The organism is Paraburkholderia atlantica (genome assembly GCF_000092885.1).
GTDB lineage: Bacteria > Pseudomonadota > Gammaproteobacteria > Burkholderiales > Burkholderiaceae > Paraburkholderia > Paraburkholderia atlantica.
This window is the reverse complement of the sequence record NC_014120.1, coordinates 235,141-255,819: the sequence shown is the minus strand read 5'-3', so window position 1 is coordinate 255,819 and position 20,679 is coordinate 235,141. Positions and strand designations below refer to the sequence as shown.

At 59.5% G+C, this 20,679-nt stretch carries 14 protein-coding genes and 3 pseudogenes; 11 read left to right on the top strand and 6 right to left on the bottom strand.

All coding sequences use genetic code 11. The annotated features are described in order from the left end of the window. The first annotated feature begins 666 nt into the window (after nt 1-666). From BC1002_RS37240 to antC, 7 genes and pseudogenes are all read left to right on the top strand, one after another. A complete protein-coding gene (locus BC1002_RS37240) occupies nt 667-1,407 on the top strand; it encodes an IS3 family transposase (protein ID WP_013094574.1) in 741 nt (246 codons plus the stop codon). Next, a pseudogene (locus tag BC1002_RS34440) lies at nt 1,403-1,897 on the top strand (IS630 family transposase); the annotation flags it as partial. The gene BC1002_RS37240 and the pseudogene BC1002_RS34440, both read left to right, overlap by 5 nt. Before the next feature lie 103 nt (nt 1,898-2,000). Further along, a pseudogene (locus tag BC1002_RS34435) lies at nt 2,001-3,027 on the top strand (IS110 family RNA-guided transposase). 1,102 nt (nt 3,028-4,129) lie between these two features. Then, nucleotides 4,130-4,682, top strand: a pseudogene (locus BC1002_RS37235) (sensor histidine kinase); the annotation flags it as partial. 347 nt (nt 4,683-5,029) lie between these two features. Continuing rightward, on the top strand, nt 5,030-6,421 hold the full coding sequence (gene antA, locus BC1002_RS34415; RefSeq protein WP_013094572.1) for an anthranilate 1,2-dioxygenase large subunit: 1,392 nt from the start codon (nt 5,030-5,032) through the stop codon (nt 6,419-6,421). Beyond that, nucleotides 6,418-6,906: an anthranilate 1,2-dioxygenase small subunit gene (antB, locus tag BC1002_RS34410; protein ID WP_013094571.1), complete on the top strand. Its 489-nt coding sequence runs from the start codon at nt 6,418-6,420 to the stop codon at nt 6,904-6,906. The genes antA and antB overlap by 4 nt, the downstream gene beginning before the upstream one ends. 14 nt (nt 6,907-6,920) lie before the next feature. Further along, on the top strand, nt 6,921-7,949 hold the full coding sequence (antC, locus tag BC1002_RS34405; RefSeq protein WP_013094570.1) for an anthranilate 1,2-dioxygenase electron transfer component AntC: 1,029 nt from the start codon (nt 6,921-6,923) through the stop codon (nt 7,947-7,949). A gap of 52 nt (nt 7,950-8,001) precedes the next feature. Here antC and BC1002_RS34400 read toward each other — a convergent pair whose 3' ends face one another. The 6 genes from BC1002_RS34400 to BC1002_RS34375 form a co-directional block, all read right to left on the bottom strand. After that, a complete protein-coding gene (locus BC1002_RS34400; protein ID WP_013094569.1) occupies nt 8,002-9,015 on the bottom strand; it encodes an AraC family transcriptional regulator in 1,014 nt (337 codons plus the stop codon). Nucleotides 9,016-9,504: 489 nt separating this feature from the next. Next, nucleotides 9,505-9,750 (bottom strand): hypothetical protein, encoded by a 246-nt coding sequence (locus BC1002_RS34395; RefSeq protein WP_013094568.1) that lies wholly within the window; start codon nt 9,748-9,750, stop codon nt 9,505-9,507. A gap of 261 nt (nt 9,751-10,011) precedes the next feature. Continuing rightward, entirely contained in the window at nt 10,012-11,262 is a 1,251-nt protein-coding gene (kynU, locus tag BC1002_RS34390) for a kynureninase (RefSeq protein WP_013094567.1), read from the bottom strand. Between the two features lie 126 nt (nt 11,263-11,388). Continuing rightward, nucleotides 11,389-12,948 carry a methyl-accepting chemotaxis protein gene (locus BC1002_RS34385; RefSeq protein ID WP_013094566.1) on the bottom strand — a complete coding sequence of 520 codons (1,560 nt, stop codon included), beginning with the start codon at nt 12,946-12,948 and terminating at the stop codon, nt 11,389-11,391. 96 nt (nt 12,949-13,044) lie between these two features. Continuing rightward, nucleotides 13,045-14,199: a porin gene (locus tag BC1002_RS34380; protein WP_013094565.1), complete on the bottom strand. Its 1,155-nt coding sequence runs from the start codon at nt 14,197-14,199 to the stop codon at nt 13,045-13,047. Between the two features lie 144 nt (nt 14,200-14,343). Then, a complete protein-coding gene (locus BC1002_RS34375; RefSeq protein ID WP_013094564.1) occupies nt 14,344-15,273 on the bottom strand; it encodes a LysR family transcriptional regulator in 930 nt (309 codons plus the stop codon). 114 nt (nt 15,274-15,387) lie between these two features. Between BC1002_RS34375 and BC1002_RS34370 the strand changes: the two genes are divergently transcribed. From BC1002_RS34370 to BC1002_RS34355, 4 genes are all read left to right on the top strand, one after another. Beyond that, nucleotides 15,388-16,800: a M20 family metallopeptidase gene (locus tag BC1002_RS34370; protein ID WP_013094563.1), complete on the top strand. Its 1,413-nt coding sequence runs from the start codon at nt 15,388-15,390 to the stop codon at nt 16,798-16,800. Nucleotides 16,801-16,840: 40 nt separating this feature from the next. Further along, nucleotides 16,841-18,127 carry an MFS transporter gene (locus BC1002_RS34365; RefSeq protein ID WP_013094562.1) on the top strand — a complete coding sequence of 429 codons (1,287 nt, stop codon included), beginning with the start codon at nt 16,841-16,843 and terminating at the stop codon, nt 18,125-18,127. 19 nt (nt 18,128-18,146) lie between these two features. Further along, nucleotides 18,147-19,292: an aminotransferase class V-fold PLP-dependent enzyme gene (locus BC1002_RS34360; protein ID WP_013094561.1), complete on the top strand. Its 1,146-nt coding sequence runs from the start codon at nt 18,147-18,149 to the stop codon at nt 19,290-19,292. A gap of 139 nt (nt 19,293-19,431) precedes the next feature. Further along, a complete protein-coding gene (locus BC1002_RS34355) occupies nt 19,432-20,541 on the top strand; it encodes a cupin domain-containing protein (protein WP_013094560.1) in 1,110 nt (369 codons plus the stop codon). Nucleotides 20,542-20,679 lie beyond the last annotated feature (138 nt).

Sequence of the window (20,679 nt, the reverse complement as noted above, 5' to 3'; positions counted from 1 at the left end):
AAGAGCGTCGCGACGCCGCAATGGCCACCTGCATCGTACCTTTGTGTAGTTGATGGAAATCATAGCAAAAGTATCTGAACCACTGGCTGTCCGGGCAAGGTTCTAACATATGATGAAACTGCCGAGAAGGCTCAGTGAGGTCTTGACTACACCGGAACGTCGGGGTTTTGCCAATGGAAAACCCGCGTTCATCGCAAGCGTGTAGCCCATCGGAGGTCCAGTTCCAGGGGGCTTTAATGGCTGCAGCAACAGAGCGAACGGTCGCGATGCGCCCGCTGGACAATTCCATACCATTTTGAACGTCGTGGTGGATAGCAAGCTGAAACCGCTAACGTTCCGCGCAACGGCTGGAACTGACGGGCGGCAGAATCGCCGGCTTGTTGTGCGGCTCGGAGTTTGGGCCGTGGACTGGCTTCCGGCCACATCCCGCGCAGTGAGACGCTGTCGAGATGCTTTGTTCCGATCGTGCTCACGATTATCCGCGGTTGATACGCCGATTTTGGGCCGGTCCCTAGCGTTGGAGAAGCCACGGGACCCCCAGAGTCCGCACGGCGACGAAAGGGGTCATATCGAATGACGAGCGAAGGCCTGTGGATCCTGCGTCGACTGCATTGAAATTGACCCGGCAAAACGGACACCTATTCTTTGGAGAAGGAGGTGCCGAAAATGGGCAGACATCGTACGCCATACCCGGCAGGGTTCCGGGCGCACATGGTCGAGCTGGTGAGGGCCGGGCGCAGACCGGAAGACCTGGAAAAAGAGTTCGAGCCGACTGCGCAGACCATCTACAACTGGATCGCGCAGGCCGATCGCGACGCTGGTGTGCGTCATGACGGGCTTACCACGGCCGAACGGCAGGAGCTGACGAAGCTGCGTCGTGAGAACCGGCAGCTCAAGATGGAGCGCGATATTCTCTCGCAGGCGGCGGCCTGGTTCGCGCGCGAGACGGGCGCCGTTCGCGAAGCGTCGCACCACACATGCAGTGATGCGCAATTGCTCGCACGTATCCGTACCCTGCATGCAAGCTCACGCGGCACATATGGTGCGCCCCGTATTCACGCGCAACTCGCGCGTGAAGGCGTACACGTTGGACGCAAGCGGGTGGCGCGCCTGATGCGTATGGCAGGGCTATGTGGCGCAAGCCGGCGACGCTGGCCCCATACCACGCGCCCACGTGCGGGGGCACGGCCGGCGCCGGATCTGGTACGCCGGCACTTTAGCGCCGACGCAGCGAACGTGCTGTGGGTGGCTGACGCGACCTACGTATCCATGCATGCGCAAAAACAAAGACCGTCGCCGCGCGGGTTGTCCACCGGCGGGCAGCGTCGTGGTCGTGAGAAGCGACCCGCCGCCCGCCCGTGGACAACCCGCGATTCAACGTCATCAGGAGGATCCATCGCATACTGAATCCAACTGCAAATCTATCCGTGAAAACGGGTCAACTTCAATCCGGCATGGCACGACAACCTTGTTTGCTGCGCTCAATGCGGTGACGGGCGAAGTCATCGCGCAATGCAAGTCGCGTCATCGACACCAGGAGTTTCTGGCCTTTCTGAAGCACGTTGATCAGGCTGTTCTGGAGGAGCTTGACGTGCATCTAATTGTCGATAACTACGCTACGCATAAGCACCCCAAGGTCAAGGCCTGGCTGGCGAAGCACACGCGTTATCACATGCACTTTACGCCGACGTATTCGAGCTGGCTCAATCAGGTGGAGCGCTGGTTTGGCCTGATCACGCAGCAGGCTATCCGGCGCGGCTCCTTCAGAAATGTACGCCAGCTCATTGCCAGCATTGAGCGCTATGTTGTGCAGTACAACCAGCACAACCGTCCGTTCGTCTGGACGGCAACCGCCGCTTCCATCGTTCAGAAAGTGGCTCGGCTATGCAAAGAATGAAAGGGACTTCCCCGTCCCGAGGCTGCGGCGGAAGCCGCGAATCGGCATCAACGTGCCATGATGAAGTTTCGAGCGTTCATCAACACCAACAGGAGGGGAAGTCATGTCCATTGTTACTCTCGGAATCGATCTCGCCAAGAATATCTTCGCCCTTCACGGTGTCGATGGGGCCGGCAAGGTGGTGCTGATCAAGCCCCGCGTCTCGCGCACTCAGCTGGTGACGTTGATCGCACAATTGCCGCCGTGCCTGATTGGCATGGAAGCGTGCTCCGGGGCGCATCACTGGGGTCGCGTCTTCCAGCGGCACGGACATACCGTCAAGCTGATGGCGCCCAAGCTTGTTGCGCCCTATCGCATGTCCGGGAAGCGCGGCAAGAACGATGCTGCAGACGCGGCGGCCATCTGCGAGGCGGTGACGCGTCCAAGCATGCGTTTCGTGCCGCTTAAGGATGAACATCAGCAGGCAACGCTTTGCCTTCACCGCACCCGCCAAGGATTCGTCGAGGAACGGACGGCGGCCTATAACCGGATCCGTGGCCTGCTTGCCGAATTCGGTATCGTCCTTCCGCACAGTCCGGAGCGTTTGAGAAGAGAAGTTGCGCCAAACATGGACGCCTTGCCGGGATGGGCGCGACGCTGCATCAGCGATCTGCTCGCGCATGCCGACAGCATCGAGAACAGGCTCGTCGAATACGACCGGGCAATCAGCGAAATTGCGCGGCATGATGAGCGCAGCCGGCGGATGATGTTACTGCGTGGAGTTGGGCCGACCTCAGCCAGCGCATTACTTGCGAGCCTTGGCGCCGGACATGACTTCAGGAACGGTCGGCAAGTAGCGGCGTGGCTCGGACTGACGCTCGGCCAGTACAGCAGCGGTGGCAAGCAGCGGCTTGGTAGTATTACGAAGGCAGGTGATGCTTACCTGCGTGGCCTGCTGGTAAATGGTGCGCGCTCCGTCATCGCGAGCCTTGGAGAGAAGCAGGACCGATTCAGCCGCTGGGTTCGAAGTCTGATGGAACGTCGCGGCTACTGGCGTACGGCTGTCGCGATCGCGGCCAAGAATGCGAGGCTTGCGTGGGCAATCCTGAAGTTCAGGCGACGATTTCAAGCATGAACCGCTCACCGCGTAAAATGAACCGCTCACCGCGTAAAGCTACCGCGCCGACAAATTACCACCTCAAATGATCATGGTCACGATCGGATAGAAGATCACTTTGCACTGCCAGCGGTGATGTGAAGCGGGTTGGACCCGCGCGGGACATACCTGAAGAAATAACTGGAATATCCATTTCCGGGCAAAGAATGAGGCTCCCGCGCGCGTCTTTCATCAGGGTCCGGACCAAGGCGTCCGACATGACCGGTTGTAGTACCGCAGTCCTTCACCTTCTCACACGACGCCGGCAAGGCTCATAGCAACAGAAAGCCACGTTGAGTACTTGTGCTCAACGGGGAAGCCCTTGTAGTTATTTCTGGGACGGAACACTAGACAGGTTTGACGCACCGAAGGGGCTCGGCTAGGTGCGGCGCAGCGTGGTGCTGCGGCCCCTTGCGACGGTGCATGTCTTTCGCTGCGCGATCACGCTCATCCTGACGGCGGCTTGGCTCTATCGCGACGCCGAGCGCGGCATCGCCAATTGAAGACCCTCGTCAACATAGAGCCCGCCATCGTGACAATCTCGGCGAAGCGTTATGGCGGTTCGATCCGCCGCAACTGAAGGTGGAACTGCAATGCGTACTTTGCCTCGCGGACGCGGCCGAGGTGCGCGAGTCACTGTCGGCCGGCGCAGCGATAGTCGCATTTCCAGGCGAGCTCAGGCAATTGACTGTCCCGCCGGAGCTGCCCCTATACCGCTTGCAGGAGAGGGTGGAACGCGTCGGCACCCTTCTGTGGCGGCTTATTGTCGCGGACCTCGTGATGTCGGATATCGACGGTCCGGAGGTGACGCCGCATCTCCGTTCGATACCCGAATTCGCGTACGGCCGATCATATCGGTATCGGCGGCGCCGCTCGCTGTGGACGGCGCGAAGAGTCTCCATGCAGATCCCGATGCGTTCATCGGCAAGCCCGTGGATTCCGATTTGCATGCTCGCATGCATGGCGGATTTGCTCGGCATCTCCTGGATTCAACGTGACGCGTGGGGCGACGTTGCGCGCGATACCCCTGACGTTTCCCGACGCGAGGTCCACCCGCGCAATGAAGGCACTGCATCAGCTCGCGTGCGACGGCAACAAGCGAGCTCAAGAGGTGCCTCACGCACGACCCGGAGCTAATGAGAAAGGCCGACGACATGCGCGAGCTAGTCGAAGGCACGATCCGAATGGAGCGCAAAGTCGCGAGCCATTTGCGGCCGGTCGCACTCAATTTCGGCATCGTGTCGGCGCTCGAATGGCTCGTCGATGAATTCAACCGCCGCAGTGCGATTCCTCGCGAGCTGCGCATCGTCGGTGGTGAGCACCTGTTGTCGGAGCGCACGCGACGGTTGTTTTCCGCATCGTGCAGGCGCCCCTGACGAACGTCACACGTCATGCCGACGCGAGCGCGTGGATGTGATGCTGATCTCAACGCCGGAGAAGCTCGAACTGATCGTGCGCGATGACGGCTGCGGCTTCGACCAGCAAATCGTGGGGCGCAATTATTCATATGGGCTGCGCGGCATGAACGAGCGCGCGCGCCTGATCGGTGGCTCGCTTTCGATCAGCAGCTCGCTTTCGATTAGCAGCACGCCGGGCACGGGCACTTCGGTTTCGATTCACATTCCGCTCGACGGCCGGCTTCCAATATGATCAGGCTATTCATGCATGCGATCTTGCGATCGTCCATGACGGATTCAGGCAGATCATTGCGACCACGAGCGGCCGGTTCACGTGCACACACTGGCTAAGTTAGGGCCGCGGGAGATCGGATTTAACCCGGTAGCCGTATCTATCGAGCGCCGAAGGCCGATTTTGATGCCTGTACAAGCCTGCACCATTACGTGTTAGCGACCTTCGCGCGAGCGGAGTCACCTTGAACGGTTTGCAATCGGAAAAAATGGATAGTGAACGCAAATTGGCCGGATAGTCTGCGTGGCCCAATCGGTATTCAATGGTGCCATGGATATTTCGAGCGATGGCACGGAGGGGCAGAAATCATGAGTGAAACGCGAAGCGCATCTGAATGGGCCGAGTTTGTCGGCGGCTGTCTGGATTTCCGACCGGCGGAAGGTGTCTACCGGATTGCACGGGAGATGTTTACCGAGCCGGAACTCTTCTCGCTGGAAATGGAGTTTATTTTCGAGAAGACCTGGATTTATGCATGCCACGAGAGCGAGATACCCAATAAAAACGACTATTTAACTATGCGCGCAGGCCGGCAGCCGCTGATCATTTCGCGTGACAGCAACGGCAATCTGAACGCGATGATCAACGCGTGTCAGCACCGCGGTGCGACGCTCACGCGCATGAGCAAGGGAAATCAGTCCACGTTCACCTGCCCATTTCATGCATGGTGCTACAAGAACGACGGACGGCTCGTTAAGGTCAAGGCGCCGGACGAGTACTGCGAAGACTTCGACAGATCTGCCCGTGGCCTGAAAAAGGCGCGCATCACGAGCTACAAAGGCTTCGTGTTCGTCAGCCTGGACGTGAATGGTACCGACACGCTCGAAGACTATCTTGGCGACGCGCGAATCTTCTTCGACATGATGGTGGCGCAATCGCCCACAGGGGAACTGGAAGTCTTGCCGGGGCGTTCGACGTACACATTCGACGGCAACTGGAAGCTGCAGAACGAAAACGGGTTGGATGGCTATCACGTCAGCACGGTCCACTACAACTACGTGGCAACCGTGAAGCATCGGCAGGAGTCGAATAGCAGGAACGGCGACGGCGCAAGCGGGACGCTCGACTATAGCAAGCTAGGTGCGGGCGATGCAGACACAGACGACGGCTGGTTTGCGTTCAGAAACGGGCATAGCGTCCTCTTCAGTGACATGCCGAACCCGGAGGTCCGTCCCGGCTATGGAAGCGTGATGCCTCGCCTTGTCGAAGCGTACGGCAGACCAAAAGCCGAGTGGATGATGCACCGCCTGCGCAATCTGAACGTCTATCCGAGCCTCTTCTTCATGGATCAGATCAGTTCGCAGTTGCGTATTGTGCGCCCCGTTGCCTGGAACAAGACGGAGATCATCAGTCAATGCATCGGTGTCAAGGGCGAGTCCGACAAGGATCGCGAGAACCGTATCCGTCAGTTCGAAGACTTTTTCAACGTGTCGGGAATGGGCACGCCTGACGATCTCGTCGAGTTCCGGGAGCAGCAACGCGGCTTCCAGGCAAGGCTCGAACGTTGGAGCGACATATCAAGGGGGCATCACAAGTGGAGCTCCGTCCCGACCGCGAATGCTGATTTGCTTGGCATCACACCCGTCATGACGGGCACCGAGATGACGCACGAAGGCCTGTACGTGAACCAGCACGGAACCTGGCGCGACGTCATTCTCAAAGGGCTGGCGAAGTCGGGCGCGATCCAGGGAGAGCAAGCATGAGCGAGCTTCAGCATGCCGTAGAACAGTTTCTTTATCTCAAGTCCGATCTATGCGACCGGCAGCAATGGGACGACTACCTTGACCTGTTTGATCCGCAGAGCGTCTTCCACGTGCCGCAATGGGACTCCGAACATGTACACACCCACGACCCTGCACGGGAGATGTCGTTGATCTACTACGCAAATCGCGCAGGACTCGAAGACCGCGTGTTCCGCCTGCGGACCGGCAAGTCGGCGGCATCGACGCCGTTGCCTCGTACGATGCATCAGATCAGCAACGTACGCGTCACCGAAACGGACAACGCGCAAGTTCAGGCGGCGGTGAACTGGTCGACGCTGTACACGCGGCAGGGCGTGACGGACTACTTCTATGGCCGCGCGGTCTACGATCTGCGGCCGGCAGCGCACAGCTGGAAAATCGCGCGCAAACACGTGCTGTTGCTGAATGACACCATCAACGCGGTGTTGGACTTCTACCATTTGTAACCGGGAGCACGGCCATGACGTACAAGGTCGCGTTGAATTTTTCCGACGGCAAGACCGCTTTTTTCGACGTTCACGCCAACGAGTTGCTGCTCGACGCAGCGCTGCGCAACGGCGTGAACATTCCACTCGATTGCCGGGAAGGCGTCTGCGGGACCTGCCAGGGACGCTGCGAATCGGGCGCCTTCACGCAAGACTATGTCGATGAAGAGACGTTGAGTGAAGAAGATCTCGCACAACGGAAAATGTTGTCCTGCCAGACGCGGGTTCAGTCCGATGCGTCGTTCTACTTCGACTTCGATTCGAACCTGTGTCAAGGCGGCAGCACGCGTACTGTATCTGCGCGCGTCGAAGCCGTTGAACTCGTCTCCGAAACGACCGCGATCCTGCGTATCGATGCGAGCGCGCATGATCGAAGGATCGACTTTCTTCCAGGGCAATATGCGCGCGTGAACGTGCCAGGTACGGACGAATGGCGGTCGTATTCGTTCGCCCATCATCCGAATGACGTCAACAGGCTGCAATTTCTGATTCGCCTGCTGCCCGATGGCGCGATGAGCAACTATCTGCGCGACAGATGCGCTGCTGGCGACGCAATCGAATTTGAAGCGCCGCTTGGCGCGTTCTATCTGCGCCAGGTCGAACGGCCGCTCGTGATGGTTGCGGGCGGCACGGGTCTATCGGCGTTTCTGGGCATGCTGGATGACATCGCCGGCAAACAGAGCATTACCCATCCCGTGCGACTCTACTACGGCGTCACCCATGCACGCGACCTATGCGAAATGGAGCGCCTGGCCGGCTACCAGGCGAAGATCGGCGTGTTCACGCTGGAAACGGTCGTGATGAATCCCGTTGCAGAGTGGAGGGGAAAAACGGGCCTGATACCCGAGCATTTCGACCGGTCGTTTCTCAAGTCAACGGGATTCGACATGTATGTGTGCGGGCCGCCGCCGATGGTCGAAGCTATCAAGACCTGGCTCAGTGAAGAAGGCATCGAGGACTATCGGCTGTACTACGAGAAGTTCGGCGAGAGCCACGCGCGATAGCGCCGACCTCGAACACGCTGAACGACTCTGGGGCGCAGCGCCGGCGAGTCGTTCAGCGTTTGATTCCACTTTTTTTTGCGTTCCGCTTGAGCGTGTCGGACGGCGACTCGCCGAACAGCGCCTTGTACTCGGTGGAAAAGCGCCCGAGATGCGAGATGCCCCAGCCCATCGCAGCGGACGAGATACTGCGCAAAGAACCGTCTCCGATGATTTCCCGTCTCACGGCCTCGAGCCTGTATTGCTTCAGATAGCCCATCGGCGTGCAGCCGAAATACTCCCTGAACCCTTCAAAAAGCTTGAATCGGGACACATCCGCACACCGTTCGATATCTTCGAGCGCAAGTGGATCTCGCGCATTGTTCTCGATGAACTGACGTGCCTTCGTCAGATAATGCGGCGGCGTCTTCGCTGCCCGCCCGGTCAGTTGTTCCGAGTAATTGTGCGGCTGCGACAGAAGCAGGCCCTTCAGCAACGTCAGTTCGAAATCGCCGGATAAATAGAAGGGCGGCAAAATCGGTCCGGACAGTTCCAGCTCACTGATCAGGAGCTTCACCATTCGCCACCACGACGCCTGATCCCCGGTGACGGCATCCATATCCGGATGAAACATGATATACGTGTCGACGGGCCGTTGCAGCATGGTTTGCAGCACGCGTTGCAATGCAGCGCGAGGAATCGCCAGATGAATTTTCCGGCAGTTGCCGGCGATGTCGAGATCCTGTGATTCTTGCGGACTGACGATCAACCCGCGATCCCGATCGGAGAGCCAGAGCTGCCCATGTGCGGACAGTTCCTGCTGGCCGCACACGGGCAGGCTCACGCTGTAGCAGTTAAGCGGACTTTCGCTGCGCACCGCGATGGTGACATCCGTTCCATACTCGACATAACCGATTGTCGTAGCCGTCGAGTGCAGCACCGTGCCCGACTGATGAAAATTCAGCCGTTCCGGTCGTGTGACGCGTAGCCCATGAGGCCCGCATATGGACGCCATCCAGTCGCGCGCGCCATCCATGTCGCTGATTGCGGTCTGCATGTCGGGAAATCTACGCTCCGATGTGGGCTGCATCTGACTGACCCTCTACCGGGAAATTTGCACTGCGGCGGTTGAATGGACGTCAGGCGCCGAGGCCCGGTGAGGGATAGGGTCGCCTTCCGCCAGTCCGATGTTCCCCGGAAAGAAATTGATGGTCAATCTGGAGCAGGGAAGGCCTGGCATGCGCGAGCGTCGAGGTATCGAACGCTTTCGACCGACAATGGTCGTCGGCGATATGTCGTGCACAGAGTCCGCGCCCTCTGTCAGAAAGTGCCGCACAATTCGCGTCGCGCCGCGCGTACCAAGGTGGTGATGTGGCGCAGCCATTAGCCGTTGCGGTCGGGTCCCAGACCATGATGAGCTCATATTCCGTGGCGGTGTTGATACGCATCGCCTAATACGGCCTGAAACATCTCGCGCGGTTCCCAGACCCTGATAAGGTCGGCTTTTCTCTTCACCACGACAAACCTCGACGAAGAATCGATCGACCAGAACCGATCGCCGGGCTTGACTGCTTGCCGTTCAGACGCACGTAGCGTTAGAGCGCATCCGCTGCGTCTCAAGGAATTCGCGGATGTAGATCATGCCCGTCTCCGGCATCGCTCTCGCATTCTGATCGTCCGACGGGAGCAACCATCTGTCGATTGTGTGGGCCGCCACGCACAGCCGTCTGCCCAGTTGCTCGCGCGTCAGCCCCAGTTCGACCATCGTCAGGTTGAGCAGTTGCTGTTGCGTAAGCGCGTTGTGGTTCAATTGGTCTATAGCCATCACTCGATCCTCCGGACGCTGGCCCGGCGGTTGAACCGGCTCAGCAGATGGCTTTTCATACCCCTGCGGATGCCGACACCGAGCATGGCGCGCATTTCACATGAGGGACGAAAGCCAGACGTCATTCAAGTTAAAAATTGCGCTCCAATAAAGGTCAATACGCGCGGATTGCCCTGATTCGCGCGGGCAGGGGCGCGAAGTCAATACAGTAGCGATGCAAGCCCCGATGGTTTTGCTTAAAAAGCAAAGAGCAAATGTCGGTCAGGTCACAGCGCCGCGCGCGGCAAACTCGGGCGCACGCCAGGTCTCTTCGGCAAGCACGTGGCGCAGATGCTCGACGGCATCCCATACGTCCACGTAACGCGTGTACAACGGCGTAAAGCCGAAACGCAGCACATGCGGCTCGCGATAGTCGCCGATCACGCCGCGCGCGATCAGCGCCTGCATCACTTCATAACCATGCGGATGCTCGAAGCTCGCATGCGAGCCGCGTTGCGCGTGCGCGCGCGGGGTCACGAGCTCGAGTGGAAATTCCTTGCAGCGCGTCTCGACCAGATCGATAAACAGATCCGTCAGCGCGAGCGACTTCTCGCGGATCGCCTGCATGTCCGTTTGCAGGAACACGTCGAGCCCGCATTCGACGAGCGCCATCGACACCATCGGCTGCGTGCCGCACAGGAAGCGGCCGATGCCGTCGTCGGCGGTATACGTCGGGTCCATCGCGAACGGCGCGCGATGTCCCCACCAGCCGGACAGCGGCTGTTCAAAGTCGCTCTGATGACGATGTGGCACCCATGCGAATGCTGGCGAGCCGGGCCCGCCGTTCAGATACTTGTACGTGCAGCCGATCGCGCAATCCGCGCTGACGCCGTTCAGATCGACGGGCACGGCGCCCGCCGAGTGCGCGAGATCCCACAGCGCGAGCGCGCCGGTGTCGTGGATCAGCTTCGTCACGGCCGCCATATCGTGCATGTAACCCGTGCGGTAGTTGACGTGCGTGATCATCGCCACGGCGACATCGTCGGTGAGCGCGGCGGGCAGCTCGGACGGATCGTCGATGAGACGCAGTTCATAGCCGCGATCGAGCTGCCTGATCAGCCCTTGCGCGATGTACAGGTCGCTCGGGAAGTTCGAGCGCTCGGACACAATCACGCGGCGCTTCGAATCGCGCCTGTCCTGCATGCGCAGCGCCGCCGACAGCACCTTGAACAGATTGACCGAAATCGTGTCGGTGACGACGACTTCGTTGTGCGCCGCGCCGATCAGCGCGGCCAGCTTGTCGCCGAGGCGTCGCGGCAGCGAGAACCAGCCCGCCGTGTTCCAACTGCGGATCAGGCCTTCGCCCCATTCGGCGGCGATCACCGTCTGCGCGCGCTGCGCGGCCGCGGCGGGCGGCACGCCGAGCGAATTGCCGTCCAGATAGATGACGTTCGGCGCAAGCGTGAACTGGTCGCGCAGTGGCGCGAGAGGATCGGCTGCGTCGAGCGCGAGTGCTTCTTCACGTTGATTCATGGTGGTCGGGTCTCGAGATACGAAATTGAGGGGGGCGCGTGGAACGCGTTGGAAAGTTGTATCGATTCCTGTGTCGGCACACCGGCAGGTTCACCCGGAACGGCGCTGGGGAAATTCGCATCAGCGTCACCTCACGACCTTGAATACGGACACGGCGCTGTGCAGCCTGGTGGCCTGCTCATCGAGGGAGAATGCCGCTGCGGCGGACTCCTCCACGAGCGCGGCATTTTGCTGGGTAGCCGTGTCCATCTGGTGGACCGCCTGATTTACCTGCTCGATACCCTGGCTTTGCTGGTTCGACGCAATAGCAATTTCACCGACAATGTCCAAGACCCGCTTGATGGCCTGCTTGACGTCATCCATCGTCACGCCTACTGCGCTCGCCTGCTTCGCTCCCTGGTTGATCGCGTGGACTGACCAATTGATTAACTCCTTGATCTCCTTTGCGGCAGCAGCAGAGCGTTGAGCAAGGGCGCGCACCTCGCTCGCAACAACGGCAAAGCCTCGGCCTTGCTCACCTGCGCGCGCCGCCTCAACCGCTGCATTCAACGCCAGGATGTTCGTCTGAAAGGCGATCGCTTCTATAACAGCCGTGATTTCCGAAATCTGAATCGAACTGCTGTTCATCTTTTCGATCGTACTGACCATGTCCTGCACGGCGTCGTTGCTCGCGTCTGCTATGACAGCCGCTTGCAACGCGAGTTGATTGGCTTGCGATGCGTTGTCAGCATTCTGCTTGACCGTCTCAGTCAACTGGGCCATGCTGGCAGCCGTTTCTTCCAGCGACGCGGCTTGAGCCTCGGTACGCGCGGATAAGTCAGCATTGCCACTAGCGATCTCTCGTGACGTGACGGTTACTGAATCAGTAGTTGCATGTATACCGGCGATGAATTCCGCTAGCTGCGTGTTCATCTTCGCCAATGAATGCAGCAGACGTCCCAACTCATCGCGGCCGTCAGTTTCGATATGTGACGTCAGGTCTCCGCACGCGACGGTCTCCGCGACGGAGACAGACTTGCGCAGAGGAAGGACAATGGACCTCGTGATCGCTAATGCGGTGATAGATCCCGCGGCCAGCGCTAAACCAATCAACACTGCTGTAGTAACGATGGCAAACCGGTAATCCTCTGCTGCGGTGAGTCGAGCACCCTGGCTTGCATTGCTGGCAAATTGCACCTCCGCTTCAATCAACTTCGCAACCGTTGTGAACGCGTCCGCGGAATCGGCAGTCGCGAGCGAACGCGCGGCAGCCAGATTTCCATCACCCTGTTCGGAAAGAGCCAGCAGCTTGTCATCCATCTCCAGATAGGACTTCCACGCTTTCCGGGTTTGCTGGTTCAGATGGTCTTCTTCCGCAGATGAAATGAGCCGCCCGTAGGCCTCTGTCTTCGCGTCGAGCGTGCGAAGCGCAAAGTCGCGCATGGTGTGCTGGGTTGCTTTTTTTGCGGGATCCGTTTCGAGCACACTTCGCAGCGTGGCTTTGCGAACGTTGTTGGCCCATGTACGGATGTCTGCAAGCAGTACGACTTTCGGCAGCCAGCTATCAGCGAACTGAACGGCGCCTTTGTATACCTGCGCTGTCTGAAACAGCGCGACGGAGCCGGTCAGACAGAGAAGGATCAGTACGAGCGCGAAGCCAGCGCCGAGTCGAACGCCAATGCGGAGGTTTCCCAGTAGGTTTCGCATAACAAGGTACGTCTGATCGATAGAGTCAGGTCGCTGGGGTCCCACCGACGGGGGTGCCATCGGTAGGCGCACTCTCCAGCTTTTGCGGGACACGTCCTAGAATTTGTGGCGAATGCCGGTTGCCGCCACGAACTGACTGCCCGTCGAAGAGCCCGAGAAGCCGGTGATGTCGGCGACCGCTGACTTGCCCGTCGAGTCGATACCCGTCGCGTGCTGGTATATACCTGAGATATAGACGTCGGTTCGCTTCGAGAGGAAATAATCGACCCCCGCGTTAACCTGGTGATAAGTCGCATGATTAACGCCGTATCCCTTCGTGTAATCGTAAGAGACTCCGAGATTCAGGGCGGGGGTCACGAGGTACTTGAAGTTGATCTCTGCATTGTGGAACGCGGCGTTACCATGATAGTGCAGCGTATTCAGGGCGCTGAGTGCGCCAAGTCCGCGAAACTGCGTATTGGTGTACATCGCACCGATCGTCGCCTGCCCGACCTGATATGCAGCGCCCGCCGCAATGATCTGCTGCGTGCGCGCTGACGCATAGCCTGAATAGACGGTACTTGCCGTCATGTTAGACGCCGTCGTGCTTGACGTCGTATTGTTGCCAAAGAACGAGAAGTTGGGGTCCCGCACATTCAGATACGCTGCGCCGAGTGACAGCGGACCGTTGTCGTAACCCGCGCCGAGTGACCAGATCTGATTCGTGCCAAGGTGGCCTGCGACCCCGCCCAGGCTGTACACGCCCCCGAACTTGAAGCCAGCATAGTCCACGCTCTTGAACTTGATCGCGTTGTTGATGCGGTTCGTGTTCTGCAGGTTGTCAAGGTCGCCCGGATGCGCACCATAGCCCGTTGCCCACTGCGCGGCCGATTCGAAGCGTGCTGTATAGTCCACCACCGCGTCATATTGACGACCAAGAGTGACGGAGCCGAAGCGATCCGACGCCAGACCAACATACGCCTGCCTGCCGAATAGATCCCCGCCTTGCAGCAGTTTCCCGTTAACCACGCTATAGCCATTTTCGATCGTGAACAACGCCTTCAGTCCGTTGCCGAGATCCTCCGCGCCGCGCAGTCCCCAGCGGCTGCCTTGCATATTGCCGCTCGTCAATGTGTACTGCTTTTGACCGCCCGAATTACTATTAAAGGCAAATCCCGCATCGACAATGCCGTATAGCGATACGCTGCTTTGTGCATTAGCAAAACTAAATGATGACATCATTGCCGCCGCGGCAAGCAGGCTTTTTCTCACGATGATCTCCAGGTGGACTTGAACAGACTGAATACACGCTGCGCGTGTGATCCGCGATCTCAGCGTTGGCGCACTCTACCGCCTCTGTTCCCCTGGTGTATTCGAAATCAAACAAACGCGCTTTGCGCCTATCGCAAAGCTATGCTATGCCGAGGGTGGATGTCGGTCGTTCGTCCGCTGCAGATCCGCGACCAGATGGTCGAGACACAGAGTGGCGAATTCGGTCAATGGGCGTGTCGATGAGATTTTGACCTGCAGCCGCCGTTGTTGCAGCACCGCATTGGCGAACGGGATCGCGACCAGCCCGTCAGAATCCATGCGATTGGCGACGGATACAAAGCCGGTCAGCATGATGGCGTTTGGGATCACCTGGGTAAATCGGTACAGTGACGCGACGTAGCGGCTCGTAATCGGCGTCACCACCTCGAATCCTTCCACATTGCAGGCGATGTCGAATAACTGGCGCGCCGTCGTGCCGGTGTCCTGCAACAGAACGGGGTAGAGGTGGAGGTCGGGCAGTGCAAGCGATGTCTGGCGCGCAAGCGGGTGCTCTCTGGACATGAGCGCCAGGACGGGCGCGGGAAGCGTAAGGCGCGCAACTACATCCGGTTCCGGCTTCAGGCTGAACGAAAGCGCGATCGACACCTCGCCATCGACCAGCATGCGGCTCGCGTTATCCGACGAAGTGACCTCGATCGAGACCACGGCCTCCGGGTGCAGAGCGTAAAACGCTGCGAGCGAGTTCGGCAGGAAATCTAATGCAAAGCCTTCCGTACATGCAATCTTGATCTTACGCTGGCGTCGCTTCTGGTCGCCCTGGATCGCGCTCATCACGGCCTGTGCATCTGTCAGACTATTTTGCGCATAACGCAACAGCATCCGGCCTGCGTCCGACAGGACCATGCCGCGCGCGTGCCGTTCGAAAAGCGGCGCGCCGACGTCACCTTCCAGTTTCGCAATGTGGCGGCTCAGCGCTGATACGGTAGCGCCTAGCTTTTCGGTCGCGGCCGTCAGCGATCCACTTTGTGCTACGACGGAAAAGTAATACAGAGAGGAATCCAGCAGATTGCGCATTTCGGACGTGGAATAGAGGATTGCGATTTTCGCAAATATACGTTGTTTGATTGCGAATACAAAAGATTGTTTACCCGGGTACGCTGGAAGTCATCGATTCTCTGACTCTCCGACATGACCCGCACAGAAGCCATCGCGCACGTTTCCCGCCACTTCGAAAGCGGTGCGTTTCAATCTGTATTGCGCCGACGCGTCGGCTATCGCACGGAGAGCCAAAACCCTGCTTCGCAGGCTGTGCTGCTTGGCTACCTGTCGGATGAGATTGCGCCCGCACTTCACGCGATGGGATTTACGTCCGATATTGTGGACAACCCTGACGCAGGTATGCCGCCGATGCTGATCGGCGAGCGGTTGGAATCGGTCGGACTGCCGACCGTACTGATCTACGGCCACGGTGACGTGGTGAACGGTGACGCGACGAACTGGACGGATGCGCTTTCTCCGTGGGAACTGCGCGCAGACGGGGACCGCTGGTACGGCCGCGGTACGGCGGACAACAAGGGCCAGCATTCGATCAATCTTGCCGCTCTCGCGTCGGTGCTCGCCACGCGTGGTTCGCTCGGCTTCAACGCAAAAGTGATCTTCGAAATGGGCGAGGAGGTAGGCTCGCCCGGACTTGATTCCACTTGCGCCCGGTATGCCGACCGGCTGTCTGCCGACCTGCTCATCGCCTCCGACGGACCACGGCAACGTGCCGCTGCACCGACGATGTTTCTTGGGTCACGCGGCGCCCTGCATTTCCGGCTGCGTGTGTCGAATGCGTTCGGTGCCCGACATTCGGGAAATTGGGGTGGCGTGCTGGCCAATCCCGCGACCGTGCTGGCGAATGCACTTGCGAGCTTGGTCGACGGCAGTGGCCGGATTCGCGTCAACGGCCTGTTGCCGCCACCGATTCCGCAGCGTGTGCGCGAACTGGTCGCGAACCTCGAAGTCGGTGCGGATGAAGGCGATCCACCGCTGTCACCGGGCTGGGGCGAGCCCGGCCTCAGCGACGCTGAGCGGGTCTATGCCTGGAACACCATCGAAGTTCTTGCGATGCAAGCTGGCGATACTTGCCGGCCTGTGAGTGCCATACCGGGCAGCGCGGAAGCGGTGTGTCAGTTGCGCTTCGTGATCGGAACGGACTGGCTCAATGCCCGCGATTTGCTGCTTGCGCACCTGCACCGCGAAGGCTTTGACAACGTCGACGTAACCATCGAGGCGTCGGGTGGCGCGACGCGGCTCGACCCAGATCACCCGTGGTCCAGATGGGCAGAAGACTCCATTGCGGCGACGTCGGGCAAGCCGGTGACGATTCTGCCCAATCTCGGCGGCACTATCCCGAACGAGTGCTTTGCGACGACGTTGGGCCTCGCGACCATCTGGGTACCGCACTCATATCCCAACTGCCGCCAGCACGCCCCTGATGAGCACCTGCTTGGCAGCGTTGCGCTCGAGTCGCTGAAGATCATGACAGGTCTGTTCTGGGATCTGGGGGAGTCGGGGCACAAGGTTCGCGAGACGGTCCGGGCTTCGAGCAAGCGGTAGTACCACTTTTAAGCAGTTTCTCATCTGGGATCTCAAGACCATGCAATCTATCGCTAGTGAAGGGCAGGCTCTGCGCCTAGGCAACCGGCCATTGAAGCGCCTTATCGTCGCCAGCAGCATTGGTAACGCGCTGGAATGGTTCGACTTCGCAGCGTACGGATTCTTTGCCGTCACGCTGTCGAAGCTGTTTTTCCCCGCGCATGATGAGACAGTGTCGCTGCTGCTGACCTTCGGCACGTTCGGGATTTCGTATATTTTTCGTCCGCTCGGCGCGCTGGTACTCGGACGCTATGCAGACCGCCACGGCCGCAAGGCGGGTCTGCTCGCATCGCTTTGGCTCACCACAATCGGCACGCTGATCTGTGCGCTGATTCCGACCTACGCGAGCATCGGCCTTGCCGCACCCATCGGTTTGATGCTGGCCCGCGTGCTGATTTCGTTCTCGACGGGCGGTGAATTCGGCAGCGGTACCTCGTTGATGATCGAACAAAAGTCAGCGCGAAAGTCGTTTCTTGGCAGTTGGCAGTTTTCCAGCCAGGGTATGGCTACCGTGCTCGCATCGTTTGCAGGCCTGGCACTCAGCAGTCAGCTTTCGACGGATCAGATCGAAGCATGGGGATGGCGGGTTCCATTTATTTTCGGCCTGCTCGTGGCGCCCGTCGGCCTTTACATTCGCCGTCATGTCGACGACACCCATCAGTCGTCCATGGAGAAACAGGGCGCGCCCGTTCGCGATCTGCTTGTGAGCCACAAGGGCCGCGTCCTGCTCGCGGCAGGCATCATGGCAGTGTCAACGGCGGCAAGCTATCTGATGATTCTTTATATGCCGACGTATGCCGTGAAACAGCTGCATCTGCCGGCGTCGACGGGTTTTGCCGCGACGGTACTGACTGGCACGATCCTGATGGTGTTGACGCCGTTAATGGGCCATCTCGCCGACAAATATGGACGCAGCCGGATGATGACGGTCGCGGCAGTTCTCACGCTTTTGACGATCTATCCCTGCTTCCGATGGCTGCTCGCGGCCCCATCAATGTCCGTCTTGATGTCGATCATGGTGCTGGCGGGCGTGTTGAAAGCGATTTACTTCGGACCGCTCGCAGCGGTGTTGTCATCGCTCTTTCCCGCCTCAATGCGCAGTACGGGTCTCGGCTTCAGCTACAACATCGGCGTCATGGTATTTGGCGGTTTCACGCCGTGGCTCGTGACGGCCATGATCGGCTGGACGCACGATCCCGTATCGCCGAGCTTCTATCTGATGGGCTGCGGCATATTGAGCCTTGCTTGCATCGGCATTTATCACCGGTTCATTGTCAAACACATCTAGTTCAAAGAGAAGTGCAGACATGACTTCATTTTCCTCCGCGCAGGCTGCCGACTATAGCGGCTGGCTCATGTATCACTCCGTCGGCGTATTCCCAGGCCAGAAACAAGCGGTGACCGACGCACTCGCACGCTTCACGGCCGATTGGTACGCACCGGACGATCGACGCTGGAACGTCGGGCTTGGCGCACGTAACGCATTGCTGTCGAACTGGGCGACGTTGATCGGCGCCGATGTGGCGCAGGTGTTCGGCGCCCAGAACGTCACCGACGTGGTTGCACGTATCATCGACAGTCTTGAGGATAAGGTGTTGCGGGGTCGCACGGTTCTGATCGCTGCCGATTGCTTTCCGAGCCTGCACTTCCTGCTGAGCGGGATCGCACAGCAGCGAGGCTTCGCATTGAAGACAGTCCCGGTGCGTACGGGCGAAGCGTACGTGCGCGACGATGACTTCATCTCAGCATGGGACGCGCAGGTCGCACTCGCGCTGATCACATGGGTTTCGTCGCTGACGTCCAAACGCGTCGAGCTAGCCGCAATGGCAGCTCATGCGCAGACCACAGGCAGTCTCGTGGCGCTCGATATCACACAGGGGGCCGGCATCTTGCCGTTCGATCTGCGCGAGACGCCGTTCGATTTCGTCTGCGGTTCAACGCTCAAGTGGCTGTGCGGCGCACCGGGAACTGGGTTGGGTTATGTGGCACCGGATCTACTTGATGGCGCAATGAAGCCCGGCGTGCGCGGGTGGTTTAGTCAGGCGGACCCTTTTAACTGGAACCTCGACACCTTTTCCTATGCGCCGGATGCGCGACGCTTTGACACGGGTACACCGTCGCTGTTGCCATTCGTGGCATCGAAACCGGGCTTCGACTGGCTGCTCGCACAACCATCGGGAAAGCTGCGCGAGCATAACCTTGCGCTATGCCGTCAGTTGATCGAGATTGCGGACAGTCTCGGTTATGCGCTGCTCTCGCCGCGCGACGATGCATCGCGCGGAGGCAGCGTCATGCTGCTGACGCCGGCGCATCTTGACCCGCAAGAGGTCGTGGGGCGACTCGGCGCGCAGCACATTCTGCTCGACTCGCGCGGCCGTACATTGCGGCTGTCGCCTGGTGCCAGCACGACGGTAGCGGGGATCGACCGGCTCGCTGCATGGTTGCCGCGATGAAAGAGAAGGCGCCGCACGTCGTGCGGTCAAACGCACCGCGCGCCCAAGGCGTGTCGTGCGTCCTGACGGGTCCGCCATCGATGCAATCTGCGACAACGCTGCATTTGTGAAACCCGCTTTCCAGTTCAGGATACTCATCATGACCAGTACATCACTTCTTCCCGCTCCGCTGGCGGGCATCCGCGGCTTTCTCGTTCCCATGAAGTGCGCGGATCTGGCCGCGACCACCCAGTTCTTCATAGAACGTCTCGGCTTCCGTATAGACGCCATTTTTCCGGCAGACAATCCCCGCACGGCCATTCTGTCTGGCTGCCACATCACGTTACGCCTGGGAGTCGACGTGGCCGACGGGGTGACGAAGCTGGATGTGTTGTGCGACGACGCGTTTCAATTGGGTGGCGAGGCGAAGACATTGACCGCACCGAACGGCGCAGAGATCAGGCTCGTCCCCGCCGACCCTCCCATGAAGCAACCAGTGAACCGGCAGGAACTCGTCCTGTCCCGCACGCGCGATGGCGCAACGTGGACTGTCGGTCGCGCCGGGTTGCGTTACCGCGACCTGTTGCCGAATCGACATGGGGGCGCATTTATCGCATCGCATATTCGCATTCTCGAAGGCGGCCCCGTTCCCGACTATGTGCACTTTCACAAGATCCGCTTCCAGATGATCTTTTGCCGAAAGGGGTGGGTGCGCGTCGTATATGAAGGGCGCGGTGAGCCATTCGTGCTCAATGCGGGCGATTGCGTATTGCAACCTCCGCAGATCAGGCATCGCGTGCTGGAGAGTTCGGCTGGCGCGGAAGTGATCGAGATCGGCACGCCGGCCGAGCACATCACGATGGCTGATCACGAAATGAGCTTGCCGAGCGCGACGCTAGAACCCGATCGCGAGTTCGACGGCCAACGGTTCGTTCGCTATGAGCAAAAGCACGCAAGCTGGAACCCGTGGCGTATCGAAGGTTTCGTCGCTTCGGATACGGGAATCGGCGCAGCGACGAGGGGACTCGCGGGGGTTCGTGTCGTACGTCCGAAAACGTCGCCGGGCGCCAATCAGCAGCAGCATGCATCGGAATTCTGTTTCTTCTTCGTGCTATCGGGACGCATGACGGTACTGCAAGGCGCCGACGCGTATTCGTTGGCGGCGGATGACAGCATCACGATTCCGGGCGAGACACCGTACAGCTTCGTCGATTGCAGCGCGGACCTGGAGTTGCTTGAGGTCACTTTGCCGGCGGAACTGTCAATCTGACGGCAAGAAATACCGGCTTCTGCATGGCTGCGTCACGCGATCGGGCTAGTGACCTGCGGGGGAGCAGTGACAATGTTGCTGCTCGCCGCTATTACCTTGCTGCTCAATGAGCGTCATTATTGAGTCGACTCGCACGAA

Bases quoted from the DNA above. Each gene is read 5' to 3' on its own strand.
- BC1002_RS34375 (WP_013094564.1), bottom strand. From the start codon at position 15,273: ATGCGCAATCTGCTGGATTCCTCTCTGTATTACTTTTCCGTCGTAGCA.
- antA (WP_013094572.1), top strand. From the start codon at position 5,030: ATGAGTGAAACGCGAAGCGCATCTGAATGGGCCGAGTTTGTCGGCGGC.
- antB (WP_013094571.1), top strand. From the start codon at position 6,418: ATGAGCGAGCTTCAGCATGCCGTAGAACAGTTTCTTTATCTCAAGTCC.
- BC1002_RS34385 (WP_013094566.1), bottom strand. From the start codon at position 12,948: ATGCGAAACCTACTGGGAAACCTCCGCATTGGCGTTCGACTCGGCGCT.
- BC1002_RS34400 (WP_013094569.1), bottom strand. From the start codon at position 9,015: ATGCAGCCCACATCGGAGCGTAGATTTCCCGACATGCAGACCGCAATC.
- kynU (WP_013094567.1), bottom strand. From the start codon at position 11,262: ATGAATCAACGTGAAGAAGCACTCGCGCTCGACGCAGCCGATCCTCTC.
- BC1002_RS34355 (WP_013094560.1), top strand. From the start codon at position 19,432: ATGACCAGTACATCACTTCTTCCCGCTCCGCTGGCGGGCATCCGCGGC.
- BC1002_RS34370 (WP_013094563.1), top strand. From the start codon at position 15,388: ATGACCCGCACAGAAGCCATCGCGCACGTTTCCCGCCACTTCGAAAGC.
- antC (WP_013094570.1), top strand. From the start codon at position 6,921: ATGACGTACAAGGTCGCGTTGAATTTTTCCGACGGCAAGACCGCTTTT.
- BC1002_RS34365 (WP_013094562.1), top strand. From the start codon at position 16,841: ATGCAATCTATCGCTAGTGAAGGGCAGGCTCTGCGCCTAGGCAACCGG.
- BC1002_RS34360 (WP_013094561.1), top strand. From the start codon at position 18,147: ATGACTTCATTTTCCTCCGCGCAGGCTGCCGACTATAGCGGCTGGCTC.
- BC1002_RS37240 (WP_013094574.1), top strand. From the start codon at position 667: ATGGGCAGACATCGTACGCCATACCCGGCAGGGTTCCGGGCGCACATG.
- BC1002_RS34395 (WP_013094568.1), bottom strand. From the start codon at position 9,750: ATGGCTATAGACCAATTGAACCACAACGCGCTTACGCAACAGCAACTG.